Raw genomic sequence first — 24,804 nt, 5'->3', positions numbered from 1 at the left:
CTCCCCGTCAGGGGAGGGGTTGGGGTGGGGGTCGCAGCTCTATGCTGCGACCCCCACCCCAACCCCTCCCCTGACGGGGAGGGGCTCGAAAGCATGAGATGACCGAGACCCTTTCCGCTACCAATTTCGTCAATATCGGCGAACGCACCAACGTCACCGGATCAGCGGCGTTCAAGAAATTGATCCTCGCCGACGATTACACCGCGGCGGTCGAGGTCGCGCGCCAGCAGGTTGAAAATGGCGCGCAGGTGATCGACGTCAATATGGACGAAGGCCTGCTCGACGCCGAATATGCGATGACGACTTTTCTGAAGCTGATCGCCGCCGAACCCGACATCGCGCGCGTCCCGGTGATGATCGACAGCTCGAAATGGTCGGTGATCGAGGCAGGGCTGAAATGCGTCCCCGGCAAGCCGATCGTCAATTCGATCAGCATGAAGGAGGGTGAGGAGCCCTTCCTCGAACACGCCCGCAAATGCATGGCCTATGGCGCCGCGGTCGTCGTGATGGCGTTCGACGAGGTCGGGCAGGCCGATACGATGGAACGCAAGATCGAAATTTGCGCGCGCGCCTATGACCTGCTGATGACGATCGGCTTTCCGCCCGAGGACATCATCTTCGACCCCAATGTCTTCGCGGTCGCGACGGGGCTGGAAGAACATGACAATTATGCGGTCGATTTCATCGAAGCGGTCAAGGTCATTCGCGTCCGCTGTCCGCACGTCCATTTCTCGGGCGGGCTGTCGAACCTATCGTTCGGCTTTCGCGGCAACGAGACGGTGCGCCGCGCAATGCACAGCGTGTTCCTCTATCACGCGATCCCCGCCGGGCTCGACATGGCGATCGTCAACGCGGGCCAGCTCGACGTGTACGACACGATCGATCCCGAACTGCGCGAGGCGTGCGAGGATGTCGTGCTCAACCGCAAAAAGGATGGCGAGGTCGAAAGCCCGACCGAGCGGCTGATCGCACTCGCCGAACGCTATAAGGGCACCAGCCCGGCGCAGGAAAAGGCCGCCGAAGAATGGCGCGGGTGGGACGTTGCCAAGCGGCTCGAACATGCGCTGGTCAAGGGCATCGACGCCTATGTCGTCGACGATACCGAGGAAATGCGGCAACTGCTGCCGCGCCCGATCGAGGTGATCGAAGGGCCGTTGATGGACGGCATGAACGTCGTCGGCGACCTGTTCGGGTCGGGCAAGATGTTTCTGCCGCAGGTCGTGAAATCGGCGCGCGTGATGAAGAAAGCGGTCGCGCATCTGCTGCCCTTCATCGAAGCCGCGAAGGAGCCGGGTGCAAAGGGCAAGGGCAGGGTCGTGATGGCGACCGTCAAGGGCGACGTCCATGATATCGGCAAGAATATCGTCGGCGTCGTGCTCCAGTGTAACGGCTTTGAAATCGTCGACTTGGGCGTGATGGTGCCTTGGTCGAAGATCCTCGAGGCGGCGAACGAGAATGACGCCGACATGATCGGCCTGTCGGGCCTGATCACCCCCTCGCTCGACGAGATGGTGACGGTGGCCGAGGAAATGCAGCGCGCCGGGATGACGATGCCGCTGCTGATCGGCGGCGCGACGACGTCGAAGGTCCACACGGCGCTGCGCATCGATGTCGCCTATCAGGGGCCGGTGCTCCACGTCCTCGACGCCAGCCGCGCGGTGGGTGTCGCGACCGCCTTGGTCAGCGACACCGGGCGCGACGCCTATGTGCAGGGCTACAAGGACGATTACGCCCATATCCGCGACGTGCGCGCGGGCAAGGGGCAGAGCGTGTTGCACAGCCTGGAGGAGGCGCGCGCCAATTATTACGACGCCTATCTCAGCGATAAGCCGCCGCCGCCGCTGCATCCCGGCTTGCATCGCTTCGACGACTGGTCGCTCGAAAATTTGCGCGAATGTATCGATTGGACGCCTTTTTTCCGCGCGTGGGAATTGCATGGCACCTGGCCGTCGATCATGGACGACGACGTCGTCGGCGAAACCGCGCGCGCGCTCAAGGCCGATGCCGATGCGATGCTCGACCAGTTGATCGCCGAAAAATGGCTGACCGCCCGCGGCGTGTGCGGTCTTTGGCCCTGCGCGCGTGACGGCGACGATGTCACCATCCACCTCGCCGAGGAAGAACGGCATGTCACGCTCTCCTTCCTGCGCCAGCAGATCAAGAAGAGCCGCGACCGCGCCAATATGTGCCTTGCCGATTTCATCGATCCGGCGGGCGACTGGATCGGCGGCTTCGCCGTCGGCATCCATGGCATCGAGCCACATTCCGAACGCTTCCGCGCCGACAAGGATGATTATTCGGACATCTTGCTGAAGGCACTCGCCGACCGCTTTGCCGAAGCCTTTGCCGAACGGCTGCACCAGCATGTTCGCACCGATTTGTGGGGCTATGCCCCCGGCGAACAGCTAACCAATGAGGCGCTGATCAAGGAGGAATATCGCGGTATCCGTCCGGCGCCGGGTTATCCTGCCTGCCCCGACCATAGCTTGAAGCCGATCCTGTTTGATCTGCTGGCGGCGGGGGAGAATGCCGGGCTGGTGCTCACCGAAAGTTTTGCCATGTTGCCGACCGCCGCGGTCAGCGGATTCTATTTCGGTCATCCGGAAAGCCAGTATTTCGGTGTTGCCCGGATCGGCAGCGACCAGCTGGAGGATTATGCGCGGCGGCGCGGGGTCGATATCGACACCGCAACGCGCTGGCTGCGGCCCAATCTGGATTAACCTGGGCGAATACGTCTGTCCGACAACGGGACGCGCCGCCGGTTAACCGCCTTCGCGAACGACTGGCGGCGCGAAACGCGTTATAAGGCTTTCATGGTAAAGTCTCTTTTTCGTCGGCCCATGTTGCCGCTGCTCGCCCTTCCGCTGCTGTTCGCCCCGGCGCCGCTGCCGGCGCAGACCGGCGGCGCGCCCTATGGTGTCGATGGCCGCAGTTTCGGGCGTCTGCAGGACGCCGTCGATGCGATCGGCGAAGGCGAGGGGACAATCAACATCGCCCCCGGCTATCACCGCGACTGCGCGGTACAGACCGCGGGCCGCATCGCCTTTGTCGCGGTAGAGCCCGGCCGCGCGATCTTCGACGGGGTGGCGTGCGAGGGCAAGGCGGCGCTGGTGCTGCGCGGTGCGGGCGCGCGGGTCGACGGGCTGGTGTTCCAGAATATGCGGGTGCCCGACGGCAATGGCGCCGGCATCCGCCTCGAACAAAGCGACCTCGACGTCGTCAACAGCCTGTTCCGCGCCAGCGAGGAAGGCATATTGACCGCCGACGATTCCGACGCGACGCTGACGATCGACCGCTCGACCTTTTCGCGCCTCGGTCGCTGCGACCGCGGCCTCAGCTGTGCGCACAGCGTCTATACCGGCCTCTATGGCCGCGTCGTCGTCACCCGCACCCGGTTCGAAAAGGGCAGCGGCGGCCATTATCTGAAAACCCGCGCGATCACGGTCGACATCAACGACAATAGTTTCGACGACACCCAGGGGACGGCGACCAACTATATGATCGACCTGCCGTCGGGATCGGTCGGCCGGATCGCGAACAATCTGTTCGTGCAGGGGCGCGACAAGGAAAATTACTCGGCGCTGATCGCGGTCGCCGCCGAGGAACGCAAGAACCCGTCGCGCGGCCTGTCGATTGTCGGCAACCGCGCCAGCCTGCCCGCGGGCTTGGACCGCAAATCGGTGTTTGTTGCCGACTGGAGCGGCGAGGCGCTGGCGATCGGGGCGAATGAGCTCGGCGCGGGATTGATGCGGTTCGAGAAAAGATAGCGCCGACGTTTTAAACTCGTTCGTGTCTCGACTTCGCTCGACACGAACGGATCAGGGGTGAGCGTTAAGCCTCGCCGCGCGTTTCGATCAGCGATGCGGCCAACGCCTCGGCGGGCGATTTGCCGCCCCACAGCACGAACTGGAACACCGGATAAAAGCGCTCGCACTCGTCGATCGCGCTTTCGATCAGCGTTTCGGTCATGTCGAGCGCCAGCGACGCGTCGCTGCCGAGCAGCATGCCGTGGCGGAACAGGATCGTCCCACTGTTCGACCACAGCTCGAAATGGCCGAGCCACAATTGTTCGTTGATCAGCGCCAGCGCTTCATGCGCCACGGCGCGTTTTTCCTCGACGACGCGGATGTCAGGAAAGGCGAGCAACTGGATGACGCCGTCGTCGGCGCGCCACACGGCGCGCAGCTCATAGGCGGTCCAGCTGCCCTGCGCGGTCGCGACGATCTCGTCCTCGCCGACCATTTCGTGCGGCCAGTCGTGCGCGGCAAAATAGGACGCCAGCATGTCCATCGGTGCCGCGTCCTGGCCGTCTTCGTCGTCGTAAATATCTTCGCTCATGGGGGCGCTTTAGCGAGTGTTCGATCTGGTGGCGAGTCGCTATGCCCACCACCAATCGTCATCCCGGCGAAGGCCGGGATCTCGCCAGTGCGCAAAGGCGCGAGGATGAGACCCCGGCCTTCGCCGGGGTGACGACTATGCTTTGGGCGCAGCTTTCGGCTTCGCGGCAGGCTTTGCCGCTGCTTTCGGCGCGGGCGCAGGCTTCGCAGCCGCGGCCTTGGGCGCACCCGCAGACTTCGCTACGCCTTCCAGCTTGTCGAGCCGCGCCTTCAGCGCTTCGGTTTCGGCGCGCGCGGTTGCCGCCATCTGCTTCACCGCTTCGAATTCTTCGCGGCTGACGAAATCCATCCGGCCGACCCATTCCTTGGCGCGTTCGCGCATCGCGGCTTCGGCCTCGCGGCCGGCACCGGCAACGGTTCCGGCAACGCCGTTCACCATCTTGGCCAGATCGTCGAAAAAGCGGTTTTCGCTCTGCATCTTAAAATTCCTTTGTCGGACGTTCAGTCCCTTGCCGTCACCCTATCTGGGTGCTGGCGGCGGTGGGGACAAGGGTTTCGGCGTCGGGATTGCGCTGATCGATCTGGAAATTCAGGATCGCGGCAAAGCTCAGCCAGACCATATAGGGGACGAGCAGCCACGCCGCCGCCTTGCGGATCGGGGCAAAGGCAAAGGCGGTGGCGATCGTCACCATCAGGATGAAAATGATCAGATAAAGCGCGCTCGTCACCTGATATTGGCCAAAGAACAGCGGCGACCAGGCGAAATTCGCGATCAGCTGGACAAAGAACAGCAACAGCGCAAAGCCGCGCCCCTTCGCGCCGCGAGCATGCAGGATCATCGCGAGCGCCAGCCCGAGCATGATGTAGAGGACCGGCCACACAACCCCGAACACCCAGCCCGGCGGGGTGATCGCGGGCAGGTCGAGCGATGCGAACCAGCGATTGCCATAACCGCTGTTCGACAGCATCCCCATCAGGCTGCCGACCAGGACGATCGCGGGGACGGTCACCAGCGCCCAGCGCAGATACGACATGCGAAGCTGGCCCGGCGTAGCGATCTCGGTCATGCACATGGTCCTTTGCGCGGGAATCGGCTGGTCAAGGGTGTCGCGGGTGGCGGCGCAAGCGTCAAGCGGCAGCTTTTACGGCGACGATCAGAAATTCGACATTGCCCTCCGGCCCGGTGATCGGGCTTTCGACCGTGTCAACGACCGTCCAGTGCTTGTGTTCCAGCCAGGCTCGCACTTCTTCGCACACCCGCGCGTGCACCGCAGCGTCGCGGATCACGCCTTTTTTGCCGACTTCGTGTCGCTCGGCCTCGAACTGCGGTTTGATCAGCGCGACCATCCGCGCGCCGTCTTTGGCAAAACTCATCGGCACCGGCAGCACCTTGGACAGCGCGATGAAGCTCGCGTCGCAGACGATCAGGTCGACGGGTTCGGGGATATGCGCGGCGGTCAGGACGCGCGCGCTGGTCTGTTCGTGGACGATGACGCGGTCGTCCTGGCGCAGCTTCCACGCGAGCTGGTTGGTGCCCGAATCGACTGCATAGACGCGCGCCGCACCGCGACTGAGCAGCACATCGGTGAAGCCGCCGGTCGACGACCCGACATCGATCGCAACCGCGCCCGTCACATCCCAGCCGAGGTGGGTCAGCGCATGGTCGAGCTTGATGCCGCCGCGCGACACCCACGGATGGTCGCGGCCCTTGACGCTGATCTCGGCGTCGTCGGCGACCTGTTGTCCGGCCTTGTCGATCTTGCGGTCCCCGATGAAGGCGAGCCCGGCGAGGATCAGCGCCTGCGCCCGCGTCCGGCTTTCGGCGAGGCCGCGATCGACGAGCAGCTGGTCGGCGCGTTGTTTGGCCATCAGCCGCCCGCCTGTTCGACGAGCAACCCGGGAGTCAGGATTTGCGGCAGGATCTCGGGTTTCGTCGCACCGGGCGCATACCACAGGTAAAGCGGTACGCTGTTGCGGCCATGGTCGGCCAGGGTGCGGGTGATCACCGGGTCGCCGTTGGTCCAGTCGCCGACCAGCGTGACGACCCCCGCCTTGCCGAACGCCTCCTGCACCGTCTGACGGTTGATCGCGCCGGCTTCGTTCGCCTTGCACGACAGGCACCAGTCGGCGGTGAAATAGACGAACACCGGTTTGCCGGTCGCGCGGGCTTTGGCGAGGGCGGCGGGGGAGAAGGTCGATCCGCTCGCCGCGGTCGTGCGTTCGGTGTCGGCAACTTCCGTGACGGTGCCGCCAAGGCCAACCACGAAGAGCAGCCCGGCGGCGATCAGCAGCCAAGGTCGCCGGTCGCCGCGCTGCATCGCGCCATAATGAGTGAGCACGACCAGCGCCATGGCGACCGCGACGATCGGCCAAATGAGCTGCGACCCGCTGCCCAATTGCCGCCACAGCAGCCAGCCGAGCGCGAGCGCCGTCAGCCCCATCGGCAGCGCCATCCATTGGCGAAACCGGTCCATCCACGGCCCCGGCTTAGGCAGCCGGTTGCGCAGCGCCGGGACGAACCCGATGGCAAGGAAGGGGAGGGCGAGGCCGAGCCCTAGCCCGCCGAAGATCGGGAGCGCCGCCCAGGCCGGTAGCACGAGCGTGGCGCCCAGCGCGGCACCGAGCAGCGGGCCGCTGCACGGGGTTGCGACAAAGGCGGCGAGCGCGCCGGTCCAGAAACCGCCCGCCGCGCCGCCCGTGTCCGCCAGCGCCTGCCCGCCGCCAAAGGACGGCAGTTCATAGGCGCCGAGCAGGTTCAGGGTGATCGCGAGGGCGAGGATCAGCAGCGCGAGCACGCTGAGCGGATGCTGCAACTGAAACGCCCAGCCGACCTGCTCGCCCGCCGCGCGGAGAGCCAGCAGCGCGCCGCCGAGCAGCAGTGCAGTGACGACGGCGCCCGCGGTATAAGCGAGCGCCTCGACCTTCGCCGACCGTGCATCACCGCCCGAGCGCGCGAGGCTGAGCGCCTTGAGGCTGAGGATCGGAAAGACGCAGGGCATCAGGTTGAGGATCAGTCCGCCAAGGATTGCGCCGCCTAGCGCGGTCCAGAACAGGGTGATGTCGATGCCGCGGCTTTCCGTCCGGATCGCTTTGCCGGCCGCCGCGACGGTGCCGGGTTCGAAGCGCACCGAAAGTCCGCGCCCGTCGCCGAGCTTGAGCAACGCCGCAATCGGCCCTTGCACCTCGCCCTTGGTGCGGGTCTCGACGATGATCTGGTCCCCGTTGCGGCTGAAACTTTGCCGCGCGGCATAGTCGACAAGATTCTGCGTTTCGACAAACAGATGCGGCGCATCGAGCGCGGCGCCTGCGGGCAAGGGGACGCCAAAGCGCACCATGTCGCCGCGCCGCTCCCACGTGCCGCTGCGGTCGAGCGGCTGCGGCAGCAGCGCGCGCCAGCCGTCGAAGCGCGCGCGCGCTGCGGCCGGAACGGCACCGTCGCCCGCCTTCAGCGCGACCGAAATCACCGCCCTTTCCGGCACGCACACCTTGTCGGTGCAGGCGAGCCAGTTTGCGACCCCCGACAGCGTCAGGTCGGCGCCCGGCGCGATGCGGTCGTCGATCCGGACGTCGGCGATCAGCGCATAGGGATGCTCATAAACATGGTTCATCATGCCGAACAGGATCAGCGGTTCGGGGACCGGGTAGCGGAAGGGCGCGACGGTGACGCCCTCGGGCGCGTTCCATTCGACCGACGGCCCGAAACCGGCATCGCCGCCATTGACCCAATAGCCGTGCCAGCCCGCGTCGGGGGTCATCGTGAGCGCCAGCGTCGTCGCGCCGCCGGGTGTGGGCGCAGCGGATTCGGCGACCAGTTTCGGCTGGATATGCGTCGATTGCGCCCTTGCGGGGCCAGCCGCGAGCAGCGCGAACGCCAGCAGCGCCAGCGCCGCGCGCCAAAGGCTTGTCACAAAAACGTCCTTGCCGCGATCCATGCCGGTTCTGCTGTCATCCATCTCTCGAGGCTTGCCATATAGGCGGCTTTCGTCGAGAGGACAGCCCGCGCTGACACCCCTTCGCAACGGAGACGCCGCTCGTGATGCTGAAACATCTCAAAATCGCCCTGGCCGCTACACTCTGTGTAGGCAGCGCCAGCACCGTGCTTGCGCAAAATTCAGCGCCGCCGGTCGCGAAAGTGACCGCCGCGACGCCGCCGCCCAAACTGATTGTGATGGTCGCGGTTGACCAGCTGTCGGCCGACCTGTTCGCCGAATATCGTGACAAATTCACCGGCGGCTTCGCACGGCTCGCGTCGGGTGTGGTGTTTCCGTCGGGCTATCAGGCGCAGGCCGCTACCGAAACCTGCCCCGGCCATGCCACGATCCTGACCGGCAGCCACCCGGGCCGCGCCGGGATCGTCGCCAACAATTATTTCGACCTGTCGGTCGCGCGCGACGACAAGCGCATCTATTGCGCCGAGGATGAAAGTGTCGCCGGTACCGCATCGGGCGGCGGCAAATATGCGCCGTCGGTGAAGCATCTGCTCGTCCCGACGCTCGGCGACCTGATGAAGGCGCGCGACCCCGGCGCGCAGGTCGTTTCGGTTGCCGGCAAGGATCGCGCCGCGATCATGATGGGCGGGCGCCAGGCCGACGAGCTGATGTGGCTCGTTCCCGCCGGTCTCACCAGCTATCGCGGCACCACGCTGTCGCCAACCGCGACGCAGGCGGGCGCGGCGATTGCCGCCGCGATCGCGCAGCCGCGCCCGGCGATGACCCTGCCCGCCGACTGCGCGAACCACGACATCGCCATCCCGGTCGGCGACAAGGGTGCCACCGTTGGCACCGGCCGTATGGCGCGCGATGCGGGCGACTTTCGCCGCTTCCTGGCGTCGCCCGAAGCCGACGGCGCGGTCCTCGCGACCGCCGCGGCGCTGCGCCAGGCGCGCAAAATGGGCGAGGGCAGCGGCACCGATTTGCTGATCGTCGGGCTGTCGGCGACCGACTATGTCGGCCACGGCGCGGGCACCGAGGGCAGCGAAATGTGCCTCCAGATGGCGGGGCTCGACCGCGAGCTCGGCGATTTCTTTGCCCGGCTCGACGCGACCGGGATCGACTATGCCGTCGCGCTGACCGCCGACCATGGCGGGCACGACATGCCCGAACGCAACCGCCAGAACGCCTGGCCCGCCGCGCAGCGTGTCGATCCGGCGCTCGATCCCGACAAGCTGGGCAAGGCGGTCGCCGAAAAGCTAGGCCTGCCGCAGCCGCTGCTTCATGGCGACGGCCCGTTCGGCGACATGTATCTGTCGAAAGCGCTGACCGCGGCGCAGCGTAAGACCGCGCTCACCGAAATCCTCGCGCGGCTGCGCGCGCATCCGCAGATCGAAGCGGTGGTGACCGCCGACGAACTGGCGAGCCGCCCCATGCCGAAGCAGGCGCCCGATACCTGGAGCCTGCACGACAAGCTGCGCGCGTCGTTCCACCCCGCTCGCTCGGGCGATTTCGTCGTGGTGCTGAAACCGCGCGTTACCCCGATTCCCGAATCAGGGCTCGGCTATGTTGCGACGCACGGGTCGGTATGGGATTATGATCGGCGCGTGCCGATCCTGTTCTGGCGCAAGGGGCTGGCCGGGTTTGAACAGCCGAATGCGGTGATGACGGTCGATATCATGCCGACGCTCGCGGCGCTGATCGGGGTGCCGGTCGATGCGGGCCAGATCGACGGGCGCTGCCTCGATCTGTTGTCGGGTGCTGACAGCAGCTGTCGTTAAGGATCAGAAAAGAAACGACTATGAAAAAGGTTTTGCAGGACTTTTCCGGCCGGCTGCTGCTGATCGGCTGCGGCAATATGGCAGGCGCGATGCTCGATCGCTGGCTCGCCGCGGGGCTCGATCCGGCGCAGGTCGCGATCGTCGATCCGCTCGCGGCGCCGCGCGCCGGCGTCGTCCAGCATGCGTCGATCGGCGAATGGCAGGCCGCGGACGGCGCCGCCGACTGGATCATGCTGGGCATGAAGCCGCAGCAACTGGGCGATGTCGCCGATGTCCTCGCCCCGCTGGTCACGGGTGGCGTCCATTTGCTGTCGATCCTCGCCGGGGTGTCGCTCGCCGATCTGGCAGCGCGTTTCCCCGACGCGGGCGCGCAGGTTCGCATCCTGCCCAATCTTGCGGCGCGCATCGGCGCCGGGGTGTCGGCGGTCGCAACCTTGGGCGACGCCGATGAACGGGCCATTGCGGCGCTGCTCGGCCCGCTGGGCCAGACGGTGACGCTGGCCGACGATTCGACGATGGATCTGGTCACCGCCTTTACCGGCAGCGGCCCGGCGTTCGTCTTTCGCCTGATCGAATCCTACGCAGCAGCGGGTGAGCGGCTGGGCCTGTCGGCCGACGATGCGCTGGCGCTGGCCACCGCAACCTTTGGCGGCGCCACCGCGCTGCTCGCCGACAGCGGCGAAAAACCCGGGGTGCTCACCGCGCAGGTCGCGAGCAAGGGCGGCACGACGCAGGCCGGGCTCGATGTGCTCGACGGCGACGGGCAACTCGCCGCGCTGCTCACCAACGTGCTGCGCGCGGCGCGCGATCGCGGGCGCGAGCTGGCGGATATTGCGCGCGGCGAAGGCTAAGCCGGATCGCGCCCCAGCGCCGCAATGCGTTTGCGGTCGCGTACCGGGACGAGGGCCTCGCTGACGTGCCAGAATCCGGTCACCGCCTGTTGTCCGGCATGGGTATAGGCGCGGCTCATCGTGTCGCGCAGCAGCGCAAAGATTGCGGCTTCGATCGTGCGGCCGGTCTCGGTCAGGCGCAGTTCCTTTTGCCGCCGGTCGCGATTGCCGGGCCGTGTGGTCAGCATGTCGCGCGCTTCCAGCTCTTTCACGACCCGCCCCAGCGACTGTTTGGTGATGCCCAGCAGCGCGAGCAGGTCCGAAATCGTTAGGCCGGGTTGCCGCGCGATGAAATAGAGCGCGCGGTAATGTGCACGGCCCAATTCCTGCTCGGCGAGCTGCGCGTCGATCGAGCGCCACAGCGAGGCGTGCGCGAAAAACAGAAATTCGATGCCGCGGCGCACTTCGTCTTCGCGCAAGAAAAGAGCAGACGCAGCGGGGACTTGTGAAAGAAAATTTTCCTCGGCCATGGTGACTATCGTTGCGCGCCGCGCCCGTCTTTGGCAAGAGGCGCGCTCCATAGACCGCTCAGCCACAGGTGTTTTCGCATGTCCGCTCCCGCATTTACCCATCTGCCGCACCCCAATCGCGTTGCGGACGATGTACGCGCGGCAGCGATCGCCGATCCGGTGTTTGGGCGCGTCTTTACCGATCATATGGTGTCGATCCGCTACACCGAGGGCAAGGGCTGGCACGACGCGCAGGTGATGCCGCGCGGGCCGCTAACGCTCGATCCCGCGACCGCGGTGCTCCATTATGCGCAGGAAATTTTCGAGGGGCTGAAGGCGTATCGGCTCGACGACGGGTCGATGGCGCTGTTCCGGGTCGAGGCCAATGCGGCGCGCTTCAACGCCAGCGCGCGGCGCATGGCGATGGCCGAAATGCCCGAGGATTTGTTCATCGCGGCGGTCAAGGAAGCCGTCGCTGCCGACGCCGCCTGGTTCCCGCCGGTTGACGGCGGCGCGCTGTACCTGCGCCCCTTCATGTTCGCGAGCGAGGTGTTTCTGGGGGTGAAGCCCGCGGCCGAATATCAGTTCCTCGTCATCACCTCGCCGGTCGGCAATTATTTCAAATCGGGCGCGCCGGCGATTTCGCTGTGGGTGTCGGAAGATTACACCCGCGCCGCGCCCGGCGGCACCGGCGCTGCCAAATGTGGCGGCAATTATGCCTCCAGTCTGATCGCGCAGCGCGAGGCCATTTCCAAGGGGCACGACCAGGTCGTTTTCCTCGACGCCGCCGAACATCGCTGGATCGAGGAACTGGGCGGGATGAACATGTTCTTCGTGTTCGATGACGGCAGCATCGTTACGCCGCCGCTGACCGGCACGATCCTGCCCGGGATCACGCGTGACGCGATCATCACGCTGGCGCGCGGCGCCGGGTTGACGGTGCGCGAAGAACCCTATGCGATCGACCAGTGGCAGGCCGATGCGGAAAGCGGCCGCCTGACCGAGAGCTTTGCCTGCGGCACCGCCGCGGTGGTGACCCCGGTCGGCAAGGTGACGCGTGGGCAGGACAGCTTTACCATCGGCGCCGGCGGTCCCGGCCAGGTGACCGGAATGCTCAAGGACAAGCTCGTCGACATCCAGCGCGGCCGCGCCGCCGATCCGGACCGCTGGGTGACCCGGCTCTAAGCGCCGCCTTGCAATAGGCGGCGGCGCGTTATAGAGCGCGCCTCGCACCGGCCCGTTGGGGCGTCGCCAAGTGGTAAGGCAGCGGCTTTTGATGCCGCCATTCGCAGGTTCGAATCCTGCCGCCCCAGCCAGCCGGTGCCGGAAGTTTCGGCTGAAAACATAGGGATGCCGGTGCAGAATGCGGTCTGTCAGCTAGACAGATTTCGCCAGCTTTGGACTGGTTTCCGCGCCAATAATGTCCTGATTTCTTACCCGTTTTTCTTGGATTCAAGCCGAAGGTGGGACGTCCCTAGTCCAAAAGCCAGTCTCACGCCCGCTGCCCTTGATGCCCTTTGTGAAGGAAGCGTCATCGACCCCGAAACGAGCGGCTTGAGTGCCCCGGCACATCGCCCCTATTCGCCACCGGGGTGAACAGTGTGGCCACCATGGCGCGCTTTACCGTCGTGGCTCCTCGATTATCCTGAGAGCAGCTATCGGGCCGAACATGGAGAAGCCTGAAGCGCGATGGTTGAACCCAGCCGTCGCGGGACGAGGGAGGAATTATGGCAATTCTGAAAGCCGCTTTGGCGGCGGTCATGGTCGCGACTGCGTTGAGCTCGTCGCTGGTGCTGGCCCAAGAGGCGGAGAGTCAGGATGCTCAGGCCGGCGATGGAGAGATCGTCGTTACCGCGCAGCGCCGCGAGGAACGGCTGATCGACGTACCGATCTCGGTTTCCGCGGTTGGCGGCGCGGCGATCGATCGGGCGCAAGTCCGGACTGTCACCGACATCGCGACCATTGTTCCGAACATCCAGATCAACGAAACGATCGGCAACAGTTTCGGCCCGTTGATTACCATTCGCGGTCTTTCTCCCTCGGCTGACACCAGCCTCGCCCGCGATCAGCCGGTCGGTCTTTACATCGATGGCGTACCGATCGGAAAGTCGACCGGGGCGGCCTTCGACACCGTCGACCTGGAGCGGGTCGAGGTGTTGCGTGGGCCGCAGGGCACCCTGTACGGCAAGAACACGATCGGCGGCGCGGTCAATCTGATTACTCGCAAGCCGAGCGGCGAATTCGGCGGCCAGTATCTGGCCGGCGCCGGAAGCTGGGGCCAGTTCAACCAGCGGATTTCGGTCGACCTGCCCGAGGTGGCCGGTTTCAGCGCCAAGGTCGGCCTGATCACCAAGCTCGACGGCGGCTATTATCGCAATTCGGTGCGCAAGCAGAATTTCGGCGAGGAAGAATTGTGGGCAGCGCGCGCTGATCTTTTGTGGCGCCCGTCGGGCAGCTTTAGTGCGCTCTACAGCTACGACATTTCGGACAGCAAAGGCACGCCGAACCAGCTTGCCGCCACCGCGGTCACCGGATCCGGCGCGACCGCGTTCGTCAACGCGCTGCTCAGGCCCTATGTCGTGAGCGGACGGACGCGCGAAATCGGGGCGCAAAGCGCGCTGCGCAGTGACTATCGCACCAACGGTCACGCGCTGACGCTCGAATGGGAACCCGGTATCGGCGACCTCACGCTCAAATCGATTACTGCACGGCGGACCGCAATAACCCGGTCGGCGAGCGATTTCGACGGCAGCCCGCTCGACCTGCTGCGCATCATTCTCGACAATAATTACAAGCAGTTCACCCAGGAACTGCAGGCGATCGGGACCGTCGGCGACTTCAAATACACGCTGGGCGCCTTCTATCTCGACGACGATTATGACGTGTTCAATCCGCGCTGGAACTTCCAGTTCGGGGGCAATGCCTTCGACATCAGCGAACGCGGAGGCGGGTCCAGATCCTATGCCGGCTATGGCCAGCTCGCTTGGACACCGCGGGCGCTCGACGAGAAGCTCACGGCATCGGTGGGGCTTCGCTATACGCGCGAATCCAAGCATGCTCATGAGTTGCTGCTTTCCAACTCTGCCTATCGCGTCAATCCGGCCGCCCCGGGGTCGGGCGTGTTCCTGCGCGACGTGAACGGCAATCCGGTCACCCGCAGCGGCGGCCCGGCAGCGGGCGCGCGACCGGGCGCGGGAGGGATCGGCTATACCGACCTCAGCCCGCTCGAAAATTCCGGAGTTTGGAAGCGGTTCAACCCTGAACTCAACATCCTCTATAAAGTCCAGCCCGATTTCTCGATCTATGGGCGCGTGGCGACTGGTTTCAAGAGCGGCGGGATCAACGATACCGCTGCGACCAACGCCGCCTTCCTGACGCCCTATAATCCGGAAAAGCTGACATCGTTCGAGCTCGGGGTAAAATATGGGGGCTTCGGTAACGCGCTTAATCTCAGCGCAGCGGTCTATCATTCGATCTACAAGGATTTTCAGGCCGGCGTGTTCGTCCCGTCGCTGGTGACGACGAACATCATCAACGCGGGGAAGGCGAAATTCACCGGCTTCGAGGTCGAAGGAACGTTGCGCCCGGTCGAGGGGCTGAGCTTCAACTTCGGCGGCGGTTACGTCGATGCGCGCTACACCGATTTCATCCTTCCCGACGGCACCGACGTGACCGACACCTATGTGCTCTCGCGCGTACCCAAATGGAATTATCAGGCCGGCGCGCTCTATCGCCACGATGTCGGCGCCGAGCGGCTGGAGACAAGCCTGAACTACAGCTGGCGGAGCAGCCAGTTCTCGTCGATCACCCCCGATCCACTGGCCAAGATGCCGTCCTATGGCCTGCTCGACGGGCGCATCGCGCTCATAGGGATCGAACTCGGCGGCGGGACGACCGCCGAACTTGCGCTGTGGGGGAAGAATCTGACCGACAAGGAGTATAAAGTCAGCGCGATCAACCTCGGCGTCCTCACGCTCGGCCAGTACGGCGATCCGCGCAGTTTCGGCGGCGAACTTCGCATCCGCTTCTAACCGCGGCGGGGTCGGCGTGTCAGTGGTTCTGGATCCGCCGCGCACCGGGTCGCGGTGGGTCCTGCCCTTTCTCGGGGCGGTGACCTTCCTCACCGCGATCGGCAATATCGGGCTGGTGTCGATCATGCCGACGATCGGCCGGATGTTGCAGATTCCGGATTTTCTGGTCGCGGGCATCTTCTCGCTATCGGCGCTGACCTGGGCGATCAGCGCCCCATTCTGGGTGTCGCGGATCGAGCGCAAGGGCCCCAACCCCTATATCCGGGCGGGGCTCGTCGGCTTCGTCGTGTCGATGAGCGGCTGCGCGCTGTCGGTCGAACTTGGCCTGCTGGGGCTGCTCACGCCTTTCGCCGCCTTCCTTCTCTTTTCGATATTACGGTCGACCTATGGCCTGCTCGGCTCGGCGGCCGCCACCGCGACGCAGGCGCTGATCGCGGCCGAGACTACCGGCGCCGCGCGAACGCGGGCGATCACGACGCTGGCTGGCGCACTTAGCCTCGGCACAATCGTCGGACCAGCGATCGCGCCCGCGATGATCGTCGATCCGCTGGGGCCGCTCGGACCGATGCTCGGCTTTGCGCTGCTCGGCGGTTTCGCTCTTGCCGGGGCCTTCGTTTGTCTCCCGCGCGACAGGCTTGATGGTGCGTCGGTACCCGGGGGCGCGCCGAATATGTCGCTCGCGCAGGTGTGGCGGCGCAAGGGGGTTGGGCATCATCTGAGCTTCGGATTGCTGCTCTGCTCGGCGCAGGCGATCAACCTCTATACCATCGGTTTCGTGATCATCGACCGGATGGCCGAAGATCCGCTGGCGGCACAGCGGATGATTGGGCTTGCGATGACTGCCGCCGCCGCGGCCGCGCTGCTCGGCCAATGGGGCTTCGTCCGGCTGTTTTCTCCATCGCCGCTCGCGATGATGCGGATCGGCACCGGATTTGCCTTTGCCGGTAATCTTCTGGCCGTATTCGACGGAGGTGTGCAGGCCGCCGCCTTGGGCTTTGTCCTTGCCAGTTTCGGCTACGGACTGGCCCGCCCCGGGTTCAGTGCGGCGGCGTCGCTCGCGGGATCGAGCGAGGATCAGGTAGCGATCGCCTCGGCGATCACCTTTATTGCCGGGGCATCGATCACCCTACCGCCGGTCCTCGCATCCGCCGCCTATCAATGGTCGCGTCCGGCGCCGTTCGCGATTGCCGCGGCAATCGGCGGCGCCTTGCTGCTGAGCCATCTGCTGCCTGCGCTCGTCCGGCATATTGTCCATGACGAGCGATAGATCGTTCGCGCCGACCCGCTTTATCCGGCGGGCGAAGCGCATAGTGTCTGACCATGGCGTGCGCGGCGAATGATGGCCGTGCGCGGGGATGAAAACTGGAGAGAGAGTGTGGATCGTTATCTTGTCATTTCGTCGGACGGCCATGTCGGCCTGCCCCCCGAAAAATATCGGAGCTATCTGGAATCGAAATATCATCAGCAGTTCGACGAGACGGTTCAGCTCGAGATCAAGGCGCGCGAAGAGCATGAAAAACGCTTCCTGATCGACGACTTCAACAACAAGTGGCGCGCCCGCGTCGGCGACGGGCTCGAGGGCGCGTGGGATGGCACCATCCGCAACCGCGTGCTCGACGGCGACGGTGTCGCCGCCGAAGTCCTGTTTCCCGACGGGATCACCGAACGCAACGCGCCGCCCTTTGGCGCCGACATTGGCCTCCGGCCTTCGGCTTCGCGCGCCGAGCTGCAATGGGCCGGCGCGCGGGCGCACAATCGCTGGCTTGCCGAATTCTGCCAGGACGACCCGCACCGCCGCATCGGGCTCGCGGTCATCCCGGCGCTTTATGACATCGACGAGACCGCGAAAGAGATCGAATGGGCGAAGCGCCACGGCCTGAAGGGCGTGTTTTTCCCTGCGCTCACCGACGGCTACGACCTCTATAATCACACCAAATATCACCGCATCTGGGCGATGCTCCAGGAAATGAACATGCCGCTTCATTTCCACTCGGGCGCCGCGCCTGCCTATGACACCACGCAGCCCGGCTGGATCGGTACCTTCCTGTGCGAATTCGCTTTCTGGATGACGCGGCCGCTGTGGGCGATGACCTTTGGCGGCGTGTTCGAGGAATATCCGAAGCTGAAGGTTTGCTTCACCGAGGCGGGCGGCGAATTCTGGTTCCCGTGGGTGATGCAGCTGATGGATATCCGCGCTTCGGCCAAGCATACGAGCGGAAAGCTCGGCGATTATTATGCCAATATGAGCATGAAACCGAGCGAGTATTTTGCGCGCAACATCTGGGTCGGCTGTTCGGCGCTGCCCGACGAGGAAACGACGCAGGCCTATTATGACATTGGCGTCGATCGCATCCTGTGGGGCACCGATTATCCGCATCCCGAAGGCACCTGGCCGCACACCTTCGAAAAAATGTCGGCCAGTCTTGGCGGATTGCCTGACGACGATATTCAGGCGATGCTCGGCATCAACGCGCTCGACGTCTATGATGTCGATGCCGACGCGCTTTGGAAAATCGCAGGCGAAATCGGCCCGCGCCGCGAACTGTTCGTCAAGCAGGCGGCCGAGTAGGCCGCCTGCGCCGGGTGCGGGAATAGGCGATTGCATTCAAGCGATGGGGGCTGATACATCCCGGCCTTTAAGGTGGGTTGATGTCAAGCTGGCGCGGGATCGAGGAATTTCTGGCGGTAGTCGATCAGGGCAGCTTCACGGCTGCGGGCGATCAGCTCGGCCTTTCCAAATCCTATATCAGCAAGACGGTGCATGAACTGGAAGAGCGGCTGGGCGTCCAGCTGCTCGTCCGGACGACGCGCCGCCTGTCGCTCACCGGCGCGGGCGAGAGCTTTCATCGCGAATGCGCGCAGCTGCAACAGCGGCTGGGCGAAGTCGAAAAGCAGGTCGGCCTGTACAGCACCGAGCCGGTGGGGCGGTTGCGGATCGGGCTGAGCGATATCTTCGGTTCGGATTATATGTCGGCGTTGCTGGCGGAGTTCAGCACCGAACATCCCGGGATCATGATCGAGCCCATCGCTTATCTGAACGAGAATGAGATCGTTCAGGAAAGCTTCGATATCGTCATTCGTTATGGCGTGTTGCCGAACTCGAACCTGCGCGCGCGCACCTTTGGCTATCTCTCCTATTGCCTGTGCGCAGCGCCCGAATACGTCGCCGCCCGCGGTTGGCCCAAAAAGCCCGAAGATCTAGCGGAACATGACTGCCTGACCGACCGCAGCGCGTCGATCACGTTCAACGACGGCGTCGGCGTCCGGGTTCAGCCCCGGTGGGCGAGCAACAGCGGCATCGCGCTACGCAGCGCGGCGCGAAAGGGTCTCGGCATCGCCAGCCTGCCGGTCAGCGTCGTCCGCCAGGATCTGGTCGAAGGGCGGATACTCGCGCTTGAGGAGGAATGGTCCTTCTATGATCGGGAATGCTGGGTCGTCTATTCACCGGGTATCATGTCCGTCGCGACGCGCGCCTTCATCGACTATCTGGTCCGCCGAACGTCGCGCGTGAAAATTCGTCCGTCGATGGCCGCATCGCTCGCCGCGCGCTACTAGGGTTCGGACCCTGAACCTCTCCATTGTTCGCGAGCACGCACAAACTGTGCGCGATTTTGATCTTACCTCTTGGCGAACAGGCGATACACTTCCTGACCAAGGCCGTCGCTCAAAGATGGCATGAACTGGGAGACTGACGATGCCAAAGGTCGATCGCTTTCCGATGCCCATTCCGCATGGCTGGTTCGGGATAGGCTATGGCTCCGACCTCGCGGTCGGCGATGTGCGGCCGGTCCGCTATTTCGGTCGCGACCTCGTCCTGTTCCGTAACGAGCAGGGAGAGGCTGGGCTTCTTGATGCCTATTGCCCGCATCTTGGCGCGCATATGGGCCATGGCGGCACGGTCGAGGGTGACAGTATTCGCTGCCCCTTTCATCACTGGGCATTCCGGCCCAACGGCTTTTGCAGCAGCATTCCCTATGCCAATGCTTTCCCGCCGCGCGCTAAGCGCGAGGCGCTCGCCCAGTCCTATCCGGTGACCGAAAAGAGCGGCGTCATCTGGGCCTGGTATCATCCCGATGGCGCCCTGCCGACGTTCGATGTCATCGACTATCCCGAATTTACCGACGCCGACTGGGCCACACCGATCAAGCGCGAATGGCGCTTCGCCAGCAATCCGCAGGAAATCGCCGAGAATGGCGTCGATGTCGCCCATTTCGCCTATGTTCACGCGATGGACGCGGTGCCCGAGGGCGAGACCGATTATGAGGGTGTCCGGCGGCGCAGCGTGGCGCGCGGGCATCGCACCATCGATCTGCCGTCGGGCGAGCGCAAGCAATTGAGCTATTCGGTCGAAACGATCCAGAACGGGGCGGGGCAGAAGTTCACGCGGCTGAGCGGGCTTGTTGAGCTGTCGCTGCTGGTCATCGCCAGCCCGGTCGAAGCCGACGATGTCGAACTGCGCTTTTGCTTCACGCACCCGAAGGTTGCGCCGGGTTCGCCCGAGGAAAAGGCGATCGAGCAGGCGATCGAGAATACCTGCGGGCAAAAGGGCGTCGAGGGCGATATTCCGATCTGGCACAACAAGATCCACCGCGCCCAGCCTTATCTGTGCGATGGCGACGGCCCGATCCTGCGTTTCCGCCGCTATTTCGAGCAATTTTATGCCGATGGCCCCGACGGAAACCGTCTCGTCGAAGCCGCCGAATAAGGCCTCCGCGCTCGCGGAAAACCATCACCGTCAACTAGCTGCGCCTGGGGCGCCATAGGGAGAATTGCGATGTCCAGACTGCGTTATATTCAAGGATCCGTCGAAACCCGCGCGCCCGGTATGCTGCGCAACACCGTATACGGAATTCGCGCGACATATGAGACCGATCCCGAAATCATCGCGGCGCTGTTGCCGCAGCCGCTTGTTGCCGCTGAACGGCCCGAAATCTGGCTGCAGATGGCGCATGTCACGATGCATGTGACCGAAACCGACACCGTCGAAATCGGTGCGCTGACCATGGGGGTCAATTGCACCCACGAAGGCGCGCCGGGCGCTTATTGCTTCCACATGGCGATGGAGGGCGAAACCGTCGTCACCTCGGGACGCGAACGCTTCGGAGAGCCGAAAAAGATCGCGGAGACGCATTTCGAACGCAATGGCGATCATCTGCGCGCGACCTGTTCGCGCCACGGCGTCACCTATTTCGAAATCGAAGGCACGATCGGCGAAGCGATCGACCAACCGCTGAAATTCGAAGAGCATCTCTTCTGCTACAAGGGCATGCCATCGATCGACCAGCCGGGGCAGTTCGACGGCGACGTCTTCCTTACCCGCCTCAACTGGGAACGCAATTACAACGCCCGCCGCGCGATGACGGGGACGATCACCTTGCGTGATTCGGCCTATGATCCGCTTGCTGACATCCCCGTTCGTCGCCTCGTCGACATGCAATATGTCGAGGGCGGCACCGCGACCGGCGGCACACTGCTGCGCAAGGTGCCGGGCGAGTGGATCGCGCCGCACTGGGTCGGGCGGCACGACGACCCGCGCAATGTCGGGGTTGAGATCGGCGAGCGGAAGGCTGCCTGATGGATGATTTTACCGGCCGGGTGGCCGTCGTAACGGGTGGTGCGAGCGGGGTCGGCAAATGTCTGTGCGCCGACCTCGCGCGCGCCGACGCGCATGTGGTGATCGCCGACATCGATCCGGCACGGCTCGAAACCGTGCGCGGCGAGATTGATGCGCTGGGGTCGGGACAGGTGCTGGCCATCACGTGCGACGTGACCCAGGAAGCGTCGGTACGCGCGCTGGCGGATCAGGTTTTTGGGCACTTCGACACGGTGCATATCCTGTTCAACAATGCCGGTGTCGGTCTGGGTGAGGCGCAGCGCAAACTGTGGACGCTGCCGCTCAGCGACTGGCGTTGGGGCATCGACGTCAATATACTCGGCGTCGTCCACGGGATCGCGGCCTTCGTGCCCCGGATGATCGAAGCGGGGCAGGAGGGCGTCATCGTCAATACCAGCTCGACCAACGGCGGGCTGCGCTCGCTACCCAATACCCCCATCTATGCCGCGACCAAGGCAGCGGTGACCAGCATCTCCGAAGTGCTGCACCAGCAATTGCTGCGCGAGGGGGGCAAGCTGCGTGCGGCCACGCTGTTTCCGGGGCCGCACACGGTCAACACGGCGATCATGGCATCGGGCGAGGTCCGCCCCGCGGACTATGTCGAGAATGAAGCGCAGACGAAGGTGGCCTATCGCACGATGGAAGATCTGGTCCGCATGACAGGCCTCAAGCTCAAGCTGACCGAGCCCACGGAGGTCTCCGCCTTCGCACTCGACGGCATCCGGGCAGGGCGTTTCTGGCTGCTTCCCGAAAGCGAGGAGAATGACAGGTTGATCGCCGCGCGCACCGAACAGATATTGGCGCGGCGGGATCCGCCGTCGGCATGGTGACCGAAGCCGTTGCCGAAGAGTCGGCGCGCACCGCGGTCACGCGCGACGGCGTCTATCGCTGGCTGGTCGTTGCGATCCTGTTCGTCGGCTATTGCTTCAGCGCGATCGACGCCCGCGTGCTGACGCTGATGGTCGAACCGATCCAGCGCGACCTGAACCTCAGCGATTTCGAAATCAGCCTGCTGCAGGGCTTTGCTTTTTCTCTGCTCTACAGCATCGCCGCGCTGCCGATCGGTCGCTACGTCGACCGGACCAAAAGGCGCGCGACGCTGATCGTCTGGGGGGTGCTGTTCTGGTCGGCGATGACCGCCGCCTGCGGCTTTACCAGCAGCTTCATCGGCCTCTTCCTCGCCCGCGTCGGCGTCGGGGTGGGCGAAGCGACGCTCAGCCCGACCGCCTATTCGCTGATCAGCGACTATTTCGAGCGGCGCCGGCGGGCGCTGGCGATCAGCTTTTATGCGATCGGCTATCCGATCGGCGGCGGCTTGGCGCTGTTGATCGGCGGCTGGCTGCTCGCGCGCTTCACAAAAACCGGCGGCGCGACCTTGCCGTGGCTCGGCAGTTTCGAACCGTGGCAAATGGTGTTCCTGTGCGTCGCCGCGCCCGGATTGATCGTCGCCGCGATGATGATGACGATCCGCGAGCCGGCGCGGCAGGAACTGGCGGCGACCCTGTCGGTGCAAAGCAGCCTGCGCGAGGGGTTCGACTATATTTCCGAGCGCTGGGCGCTGTTCGGTTCGCTGATCGGGTCGCTCAGCCTGATTGCGCTCCTCGCGATCGGCACCGCCCTGTGGTTTCCGACCTTCCTGATCCGCAGCTATGGCATGAGCCCCACCGAGGTGGGGACGTCCTATGGGATCATCATGCTGACCTGCGGCACTATCGGCACGCTGTCCGGTGGTTGGCTTGCGGGACGGCTGATGCAGGGCGGCCGGGCCGACGCCAATATGCGGGTCGTGCTGATCGCGACCTTGTTGAAGGGCGTGCCGCTCATCATCGCGCCGCTGATGCCGACGGCCTCTCTGTCGCTGACGATGATGGCGATCGGTACGTTGATCGGGCAGGCGTCGCAAGGTGTGATGTTAACGGCAATCCAGGATGTGACGCCGAATCAGCTGCGCGGACAGGTCACCGCGATCTCGCTCTTGTGCGTCAATCTGGTGGGGATGGGGCTGGGCGCCAGCGTCATCGCCGCGATCACCGATTTCGGTTTCGGCGATCAGGCGGCACTGGGCTATTCGATCGCGATCGCGGGTGCGGTCGTGCTGCCGCTGATCGTCGCGCTGTTGCTCGTCGCGCTCCCGCACTATCGGCGCGCGGTCGAAGGCTGACCTACCACTCCAGCTGCTTTTCCTCCCGTTCCGATCTCGTCCGTTTGAGTGATGTGAGCGCCTGGCGCCGCCCCTAGGGAAGGGAGCAAGTCAAACGGACAAATGGAGTGGATAGTGGAGCGCAATCTGGACCTGCGATATGTCGTCATTGGCGCGGGCATGTCGGGGATATTGGCGGCGATCCGCCTGCGCGAGGCAGGCTGTCGCAACGTCACGCTTCTCGAAAAGGCACAAACCGTCGGCGGCACCTGGCGCGAAAATCGCTATCCGGGGCTCAACTGCGACGTGCCCGCCCACGCCTATACCTACAGCTTCGCACCCAATGCCGAATGGAGCAGCTATCTGGCGCCGGGCCCCGAAATTCAGGACTATTTCGAAGATGTGACCGACCGTTTCGGTCTGCGCGAGATCGTGCATTTCGGGCAGGAGGTCGAGAGCTGCACCTATCGGGACCGCGTCTGGACCATCACGACCAAGGCGGGAATGACCGTCGAGGCCGATGTCGTCATCACCGCGACGGGCGTCCTCCATCATCCGCGGATGCCCGAGATCGAGGGGCTGGGCAGCTTCGCCGGCACCGTGGCGCACAGCGCGCGCTGGGACGATGCGATCGCGCTCGACGGCAAACGCATCGGCGTCGTCGGCAGCGGATCGACCGGCGTCCAGCTCGTCTCGGCGCTCGCCGGGCGCGCGAGCAAGCTCGGCCATTTCCAGCGCTCGCCGCAATGGATCATGCCGATGCCGAACACGCCCTATAGCGAGGAGCAGCGCGAGGCGTTCCGCCGCGACCCGGCATTGATCGACGCCGTCCGCTACGATCCCGAATATCAGGCGAATGTGCTGCGTTTCACCGCGGGGATCATCAAGCCCGACAGCGAAGAGATGCACATCATCGAGACGATCGTGCGTGACAATCTGGAGCAGGGGGTCGCCGACCCGGTGCTTCGCGAGCGGTTGCGGCCGAATTACCGCGCGGCGTGCAAACGGCTGATCTTCTCGCCCGACTATTATCAGGTCGTCCAGCAGTATGACGTCGACATCGTAATCGAGGGGATCGAGCGGATCGAGCCGCAGGGTATCCGCACCAGCGACGGCGTCCTCCACGAACTCGACCTCATCATCCTCGCGACCGGCTTCCACGCCGATCGCTTCATCCGCCCTGCGGTCGTGACCGGGCGCGGCGGTGCGTCGCTCGACGACATGTGGGCGAAACATACGACCGCGTACAACGCGATCTCGCTACCCGATTTCCCGAACTTCTTTTTCCTCAACGGGCCGACGGGGCCGGTCGGCAATTTCTCGCTGATCGACGTCGCCGAGCGCCAGTGGGGCTATATCGAACAATTGCTCGACAAGGTGACGAGCGGCGAATGTGCCGAAATCTGCGTCACACCCGATGCCATGACGCGTTATGACGACGCGCGCACCGAAGCCGCCAAGGGGACGATCTTCGCGTCGGGCTGTTCGAGCTGGTATCTCGGCAAGGATGGCGTCCCGATGACCTGGCCGTGGAGCTATGGCCGCTTCGCCGAAGTAATGGCGAAGCCCGACTTCGACGATTTCGAGATGGTGAAGGCCGAGGTTGCCGCCTGAAGGCGGGGGTGCATCGGGA

At 64.5% G+C, this 24,804-nt stretch carries 20 protein-coding genes and 1 tRNA gene; 15 read left to right on the top strand and 6 right to left on the bottom strand.

Annotated elements, in window-relative coordinates; all coding sequences use genetic code 11:
• The first annotated feature begins 98 nt into the window (after positions 1-98).
• On the top strand, positions 99-2,720 hold the full coding sequence (gene metH / locus FFS68_RS09205) for a methionine synthase (protein ID WP_137752888.1): 2,622 nt from the start codon (positions 99-101) through the stop codon (positions 2,718-2,720).
• A 93-nt stretch (positions 2,721-2,813) separates the two neighbouring features.
• Positions 2,814-3,767: a right-handed parallel beta-helix repeat-containing protein gene (locus tag FFS68_RS09200; protein ID WP_137752887.1), complete on the top strand. Its 954-nt coding sequence runs from the start codon at positions 2,814-2,816 to the stop codon at positions 3,765-3,767.
• Positions 3,768-3,831: 64 nt separating this feature from the next.
• Here the strand turns inward: FFS68_RS09200 and FFS68_RS09195 are convergent, their stop codons facing one another.
• From FFS68_RS09195 to FFS68_RS09175, 5 genes are all read right to left on the bottom strand, one after another.
• Positions 3,832-4,338, bottom strand: coding sequence for a YbjN domain-containing protein (locus FFS68_RS09195; protein ID WP_137752886.1), 507 nt, complete (start codon positions 4,336-4,338; stop codon positions 3,832-3,834).
• A gap of 135 nt (positions 4,339-4,473) precedes the next feature.
• Complete coding sequence (locus FFS68_RS09190; protein ID WP_137752885.1) at positions 4,474-4,815, bottom strand: accessory factor UbiK family protein; 342 nt, start codon at positions 4,813-4,815, stop codon at positions 4,474-4,476.
• Between the two features lie 37 nt (positions 4,816-4,852).
• Positions 4,853-5,404, bottom strand: a complete 552-nt coding sequence (locus FFS68_RS09185) for a TspO/MBR family protein (RefSeq protein ID WP_137752884.1) — start codon at positions 5,402-5,404, stop codon at positions 4,853-4,855.
• 61 nt (positions 5,405-5,465) lie between these two features.
• Positions 5,466-6,206, bottom strand: coding sequence for a TlyA family RNA methyltransferase (locus FFS68_RS09180; protein WP_137752883.1), 741 nt, complete (start codon positions 6,204-6,206; stop codon positions 5,466-5,468).
• Positions 6,206-8,245: a thioredoxin family protein gene (locus tag FFS68_RS09175; RefSeq protein WP_349290377.1), complete on the bottom strand. Its 2,040-nt coding sequence runs from the start codon at positions 8,243-8,245 to the stop codon at positions 6,206-6,208. The genes FFS68_RS09180 and FFS68_RS09175 overlap by 1 nt, the downstream gene beginning before the upstream one ends.
• A gap of 128 nt (positions 8,246-8,373) precedes the next feature.
• On the opposite strand from FFS68_RS09175, the gene FFS68_RS09170 reads away from it, so the two are divergent.
• Both FFS68_RS09170 and proC read left to right on the top strand, forming a co-directional pair.
• Positions 8,374-10,047: an alkaline phosphatase family protein gene (locus tag FFS68_RS09170; protein ID WP_137752882.1), complete on the top strand. Its 1,674-nt coding sequence runs from the start codon at positions 8,374-8,376 to the stop codon at positions 10,045-10,047.
• Between the two features lie 20 nt (positions 10,048-10,067).
• Positions 10,068-10,898, top strand: a complete 831-nt coding sequence (proC, locus tag FFS68_RS09165) for a pyrroline-5-carboxylate reductase (protein ID WP_137752881.1) — start codon at positions 10,068-10,070, stop codon at positions 10,896-10,898.
• On the opposite strand, the gene FFS68_RS09160 is transcribed toward proC, so the two are convergent.
• Complete coding sequence (locus tag FFS68_RS09160) at positions 10,895-11,407, bottom strand: MarR family transcriptional regulator (RefSeq protein ID WP_137752880.1); 513 nt, start codon at positions 11,405-11,407, stop codon at positions 10,895-10,897. The genes proC and FFS68_RS09160 overlap by 4 nt on opposite strands.
• 78 nt (positions 11,408-11,485) lie before the next feature.
• Here FFS68_RS09160 and FFS68_RS09155 point away from each other — a divergent pair, with 78 nt between their 5' ends.
• The 11 genes from FFS68_RS09155 (at position 11,486) to FFS68_RS09105 (ending at position 24,785) form a co-directional block, all read left to right on the top strand.
• The gene (locus tag FFS68_RS09155) at positions 11,486-12,571 is read left to right on the top strand and encodes a branched-chain amino acid aminotransferase (RefSeq protein ID WP_137752879.1); all 1,086 of its coding nucleotides are present in this window, start codon (positions 11,486-11,488) and stop codon (positions 12,569-12,571) included.
• Between the two features lie 56 nt (positions 12,572-12,627).
• A tRNA-Gln gene (locus FFS68_RS09150) sits at positions 12,628-12,702 on the top strand.
• A gap of 411 nt (positions 12,703-13,113) precedes the next feature.
• A complete protein-coding gene (locus tag FFS68_RS09145; RefSeq protein WP_249340100.1) occupies positions 13,114-15,417 on the top strand; it encodes a TonB-dependent receptor in 2,304 nt (767 codons plus the stop codon).
• 16 nt (positions 15,418-15,433) lie between these two features.
• Entirely contained in the window at positions 15,434-16,684 is a 1,251-nt protein-coding gene (locus FFS68_RS09140) for an MFS transporter (protein WP_171003794.1), read from the top strand.
• A gap of 108 nt (positions 16,685-16,792) precedes the next feature.
• Entirely contained in the window at positions 16,793-17,986 is a 1,194-nt protein-coding gene (locus FFS68_RS09135) for an amidohydrolase family protein (RefSeq protein WP_137752877.1), read from the top strand.
• 80 nt (positions 17,987-18,066) lie between these two features.
• Positions 18,067-18,972 (top strand): LysR family transcriptional regulator, encoded by a 906-nt coding sequence (locus tag FFS68_RS09130; protein WP_137752876.1) that lies wholly within the window; start codon positions 18,067-18,069, stop codon positions 18,970-18,972.
• Between the two features lie 139 nt (positions 18,973-19,111).
• Positions 19,112-20,122: a Rieske 2Fe-2S domain-containing protein gene (locus tag FFS68_RS09125; protein WP_212742337.1), complete on the top strand. Its 1,011-nt coding sequence runs from the start codon at positions 19,112-19,114 to the stop codon at positions 20,120-20,122.
• Between the two features lie 69 nt (positions 20,123-20,191).
• Positions 20,192-20,992 (top strand): acetoacetate decarboxylase family protein, encoded by an 801-nt coding sequence (locus FFS68_RS09120; RefSeq protein ID WP_137752875.1) that lies wholly within the window; start codon positions 20,192-20,194, stop codon positions 20,990-20,992.
• On the top strand, positions 20,992-21,861 hold the full coding sequence (locus tag FFS68_RS09115) for an SDR family NAD(P)-dependent oxidoreductase (RefSeq protein WP_137752874.1): 870 nt from the start codon (positions 20,992-20,994) through the stop codon (positions 21,859-21,861). Before FFS68_RS09120 ends, FFS68_RS09115 begins: the two co-directional genes overlap by 1 nt.
• Entirely contained in the window at positions 21,855-23,192 is a 1,338-nt protein-coding gene (locus tag FFS68_RS09110; protein WP_137752873.1) for an MFS transporter, read from the top strand. Before FFS68_RS09115 ends, FFS68_RS09110 begins: the two co-directional genes overlap by 7 nt.
• A 114-nt stretch (positions 23,193-23,306) precedes the next feature.
• Entirely contained in the window at positions 23,307-24,785 is a 1,479-nt protein-coding gene (locus FFS68_RS09105; RefSeq protein WP_349290376.1) for an NAD(P)/FAD-dependent oxidoreductase, read from the top strand.
• The last annotated feature ends 19 nt before the right edge of the window (positions 24,786-24,804 follow it).

Origin of the sequence: Sphingopyxis sp. L1A2A (assembly GCF_005502465.1) — a bacterium.
GTDB lineage: Bacteria > Pseudomonadota > Alphaproteobacteria > Sphingomonadales > Sphingomonadaceae > Sphingopyxis.
The sequence above is the reverse complement of the archived record's forward strand: the minus strand, read 5'-3'. Positions and strand labels throughout refer to the sequence as shown.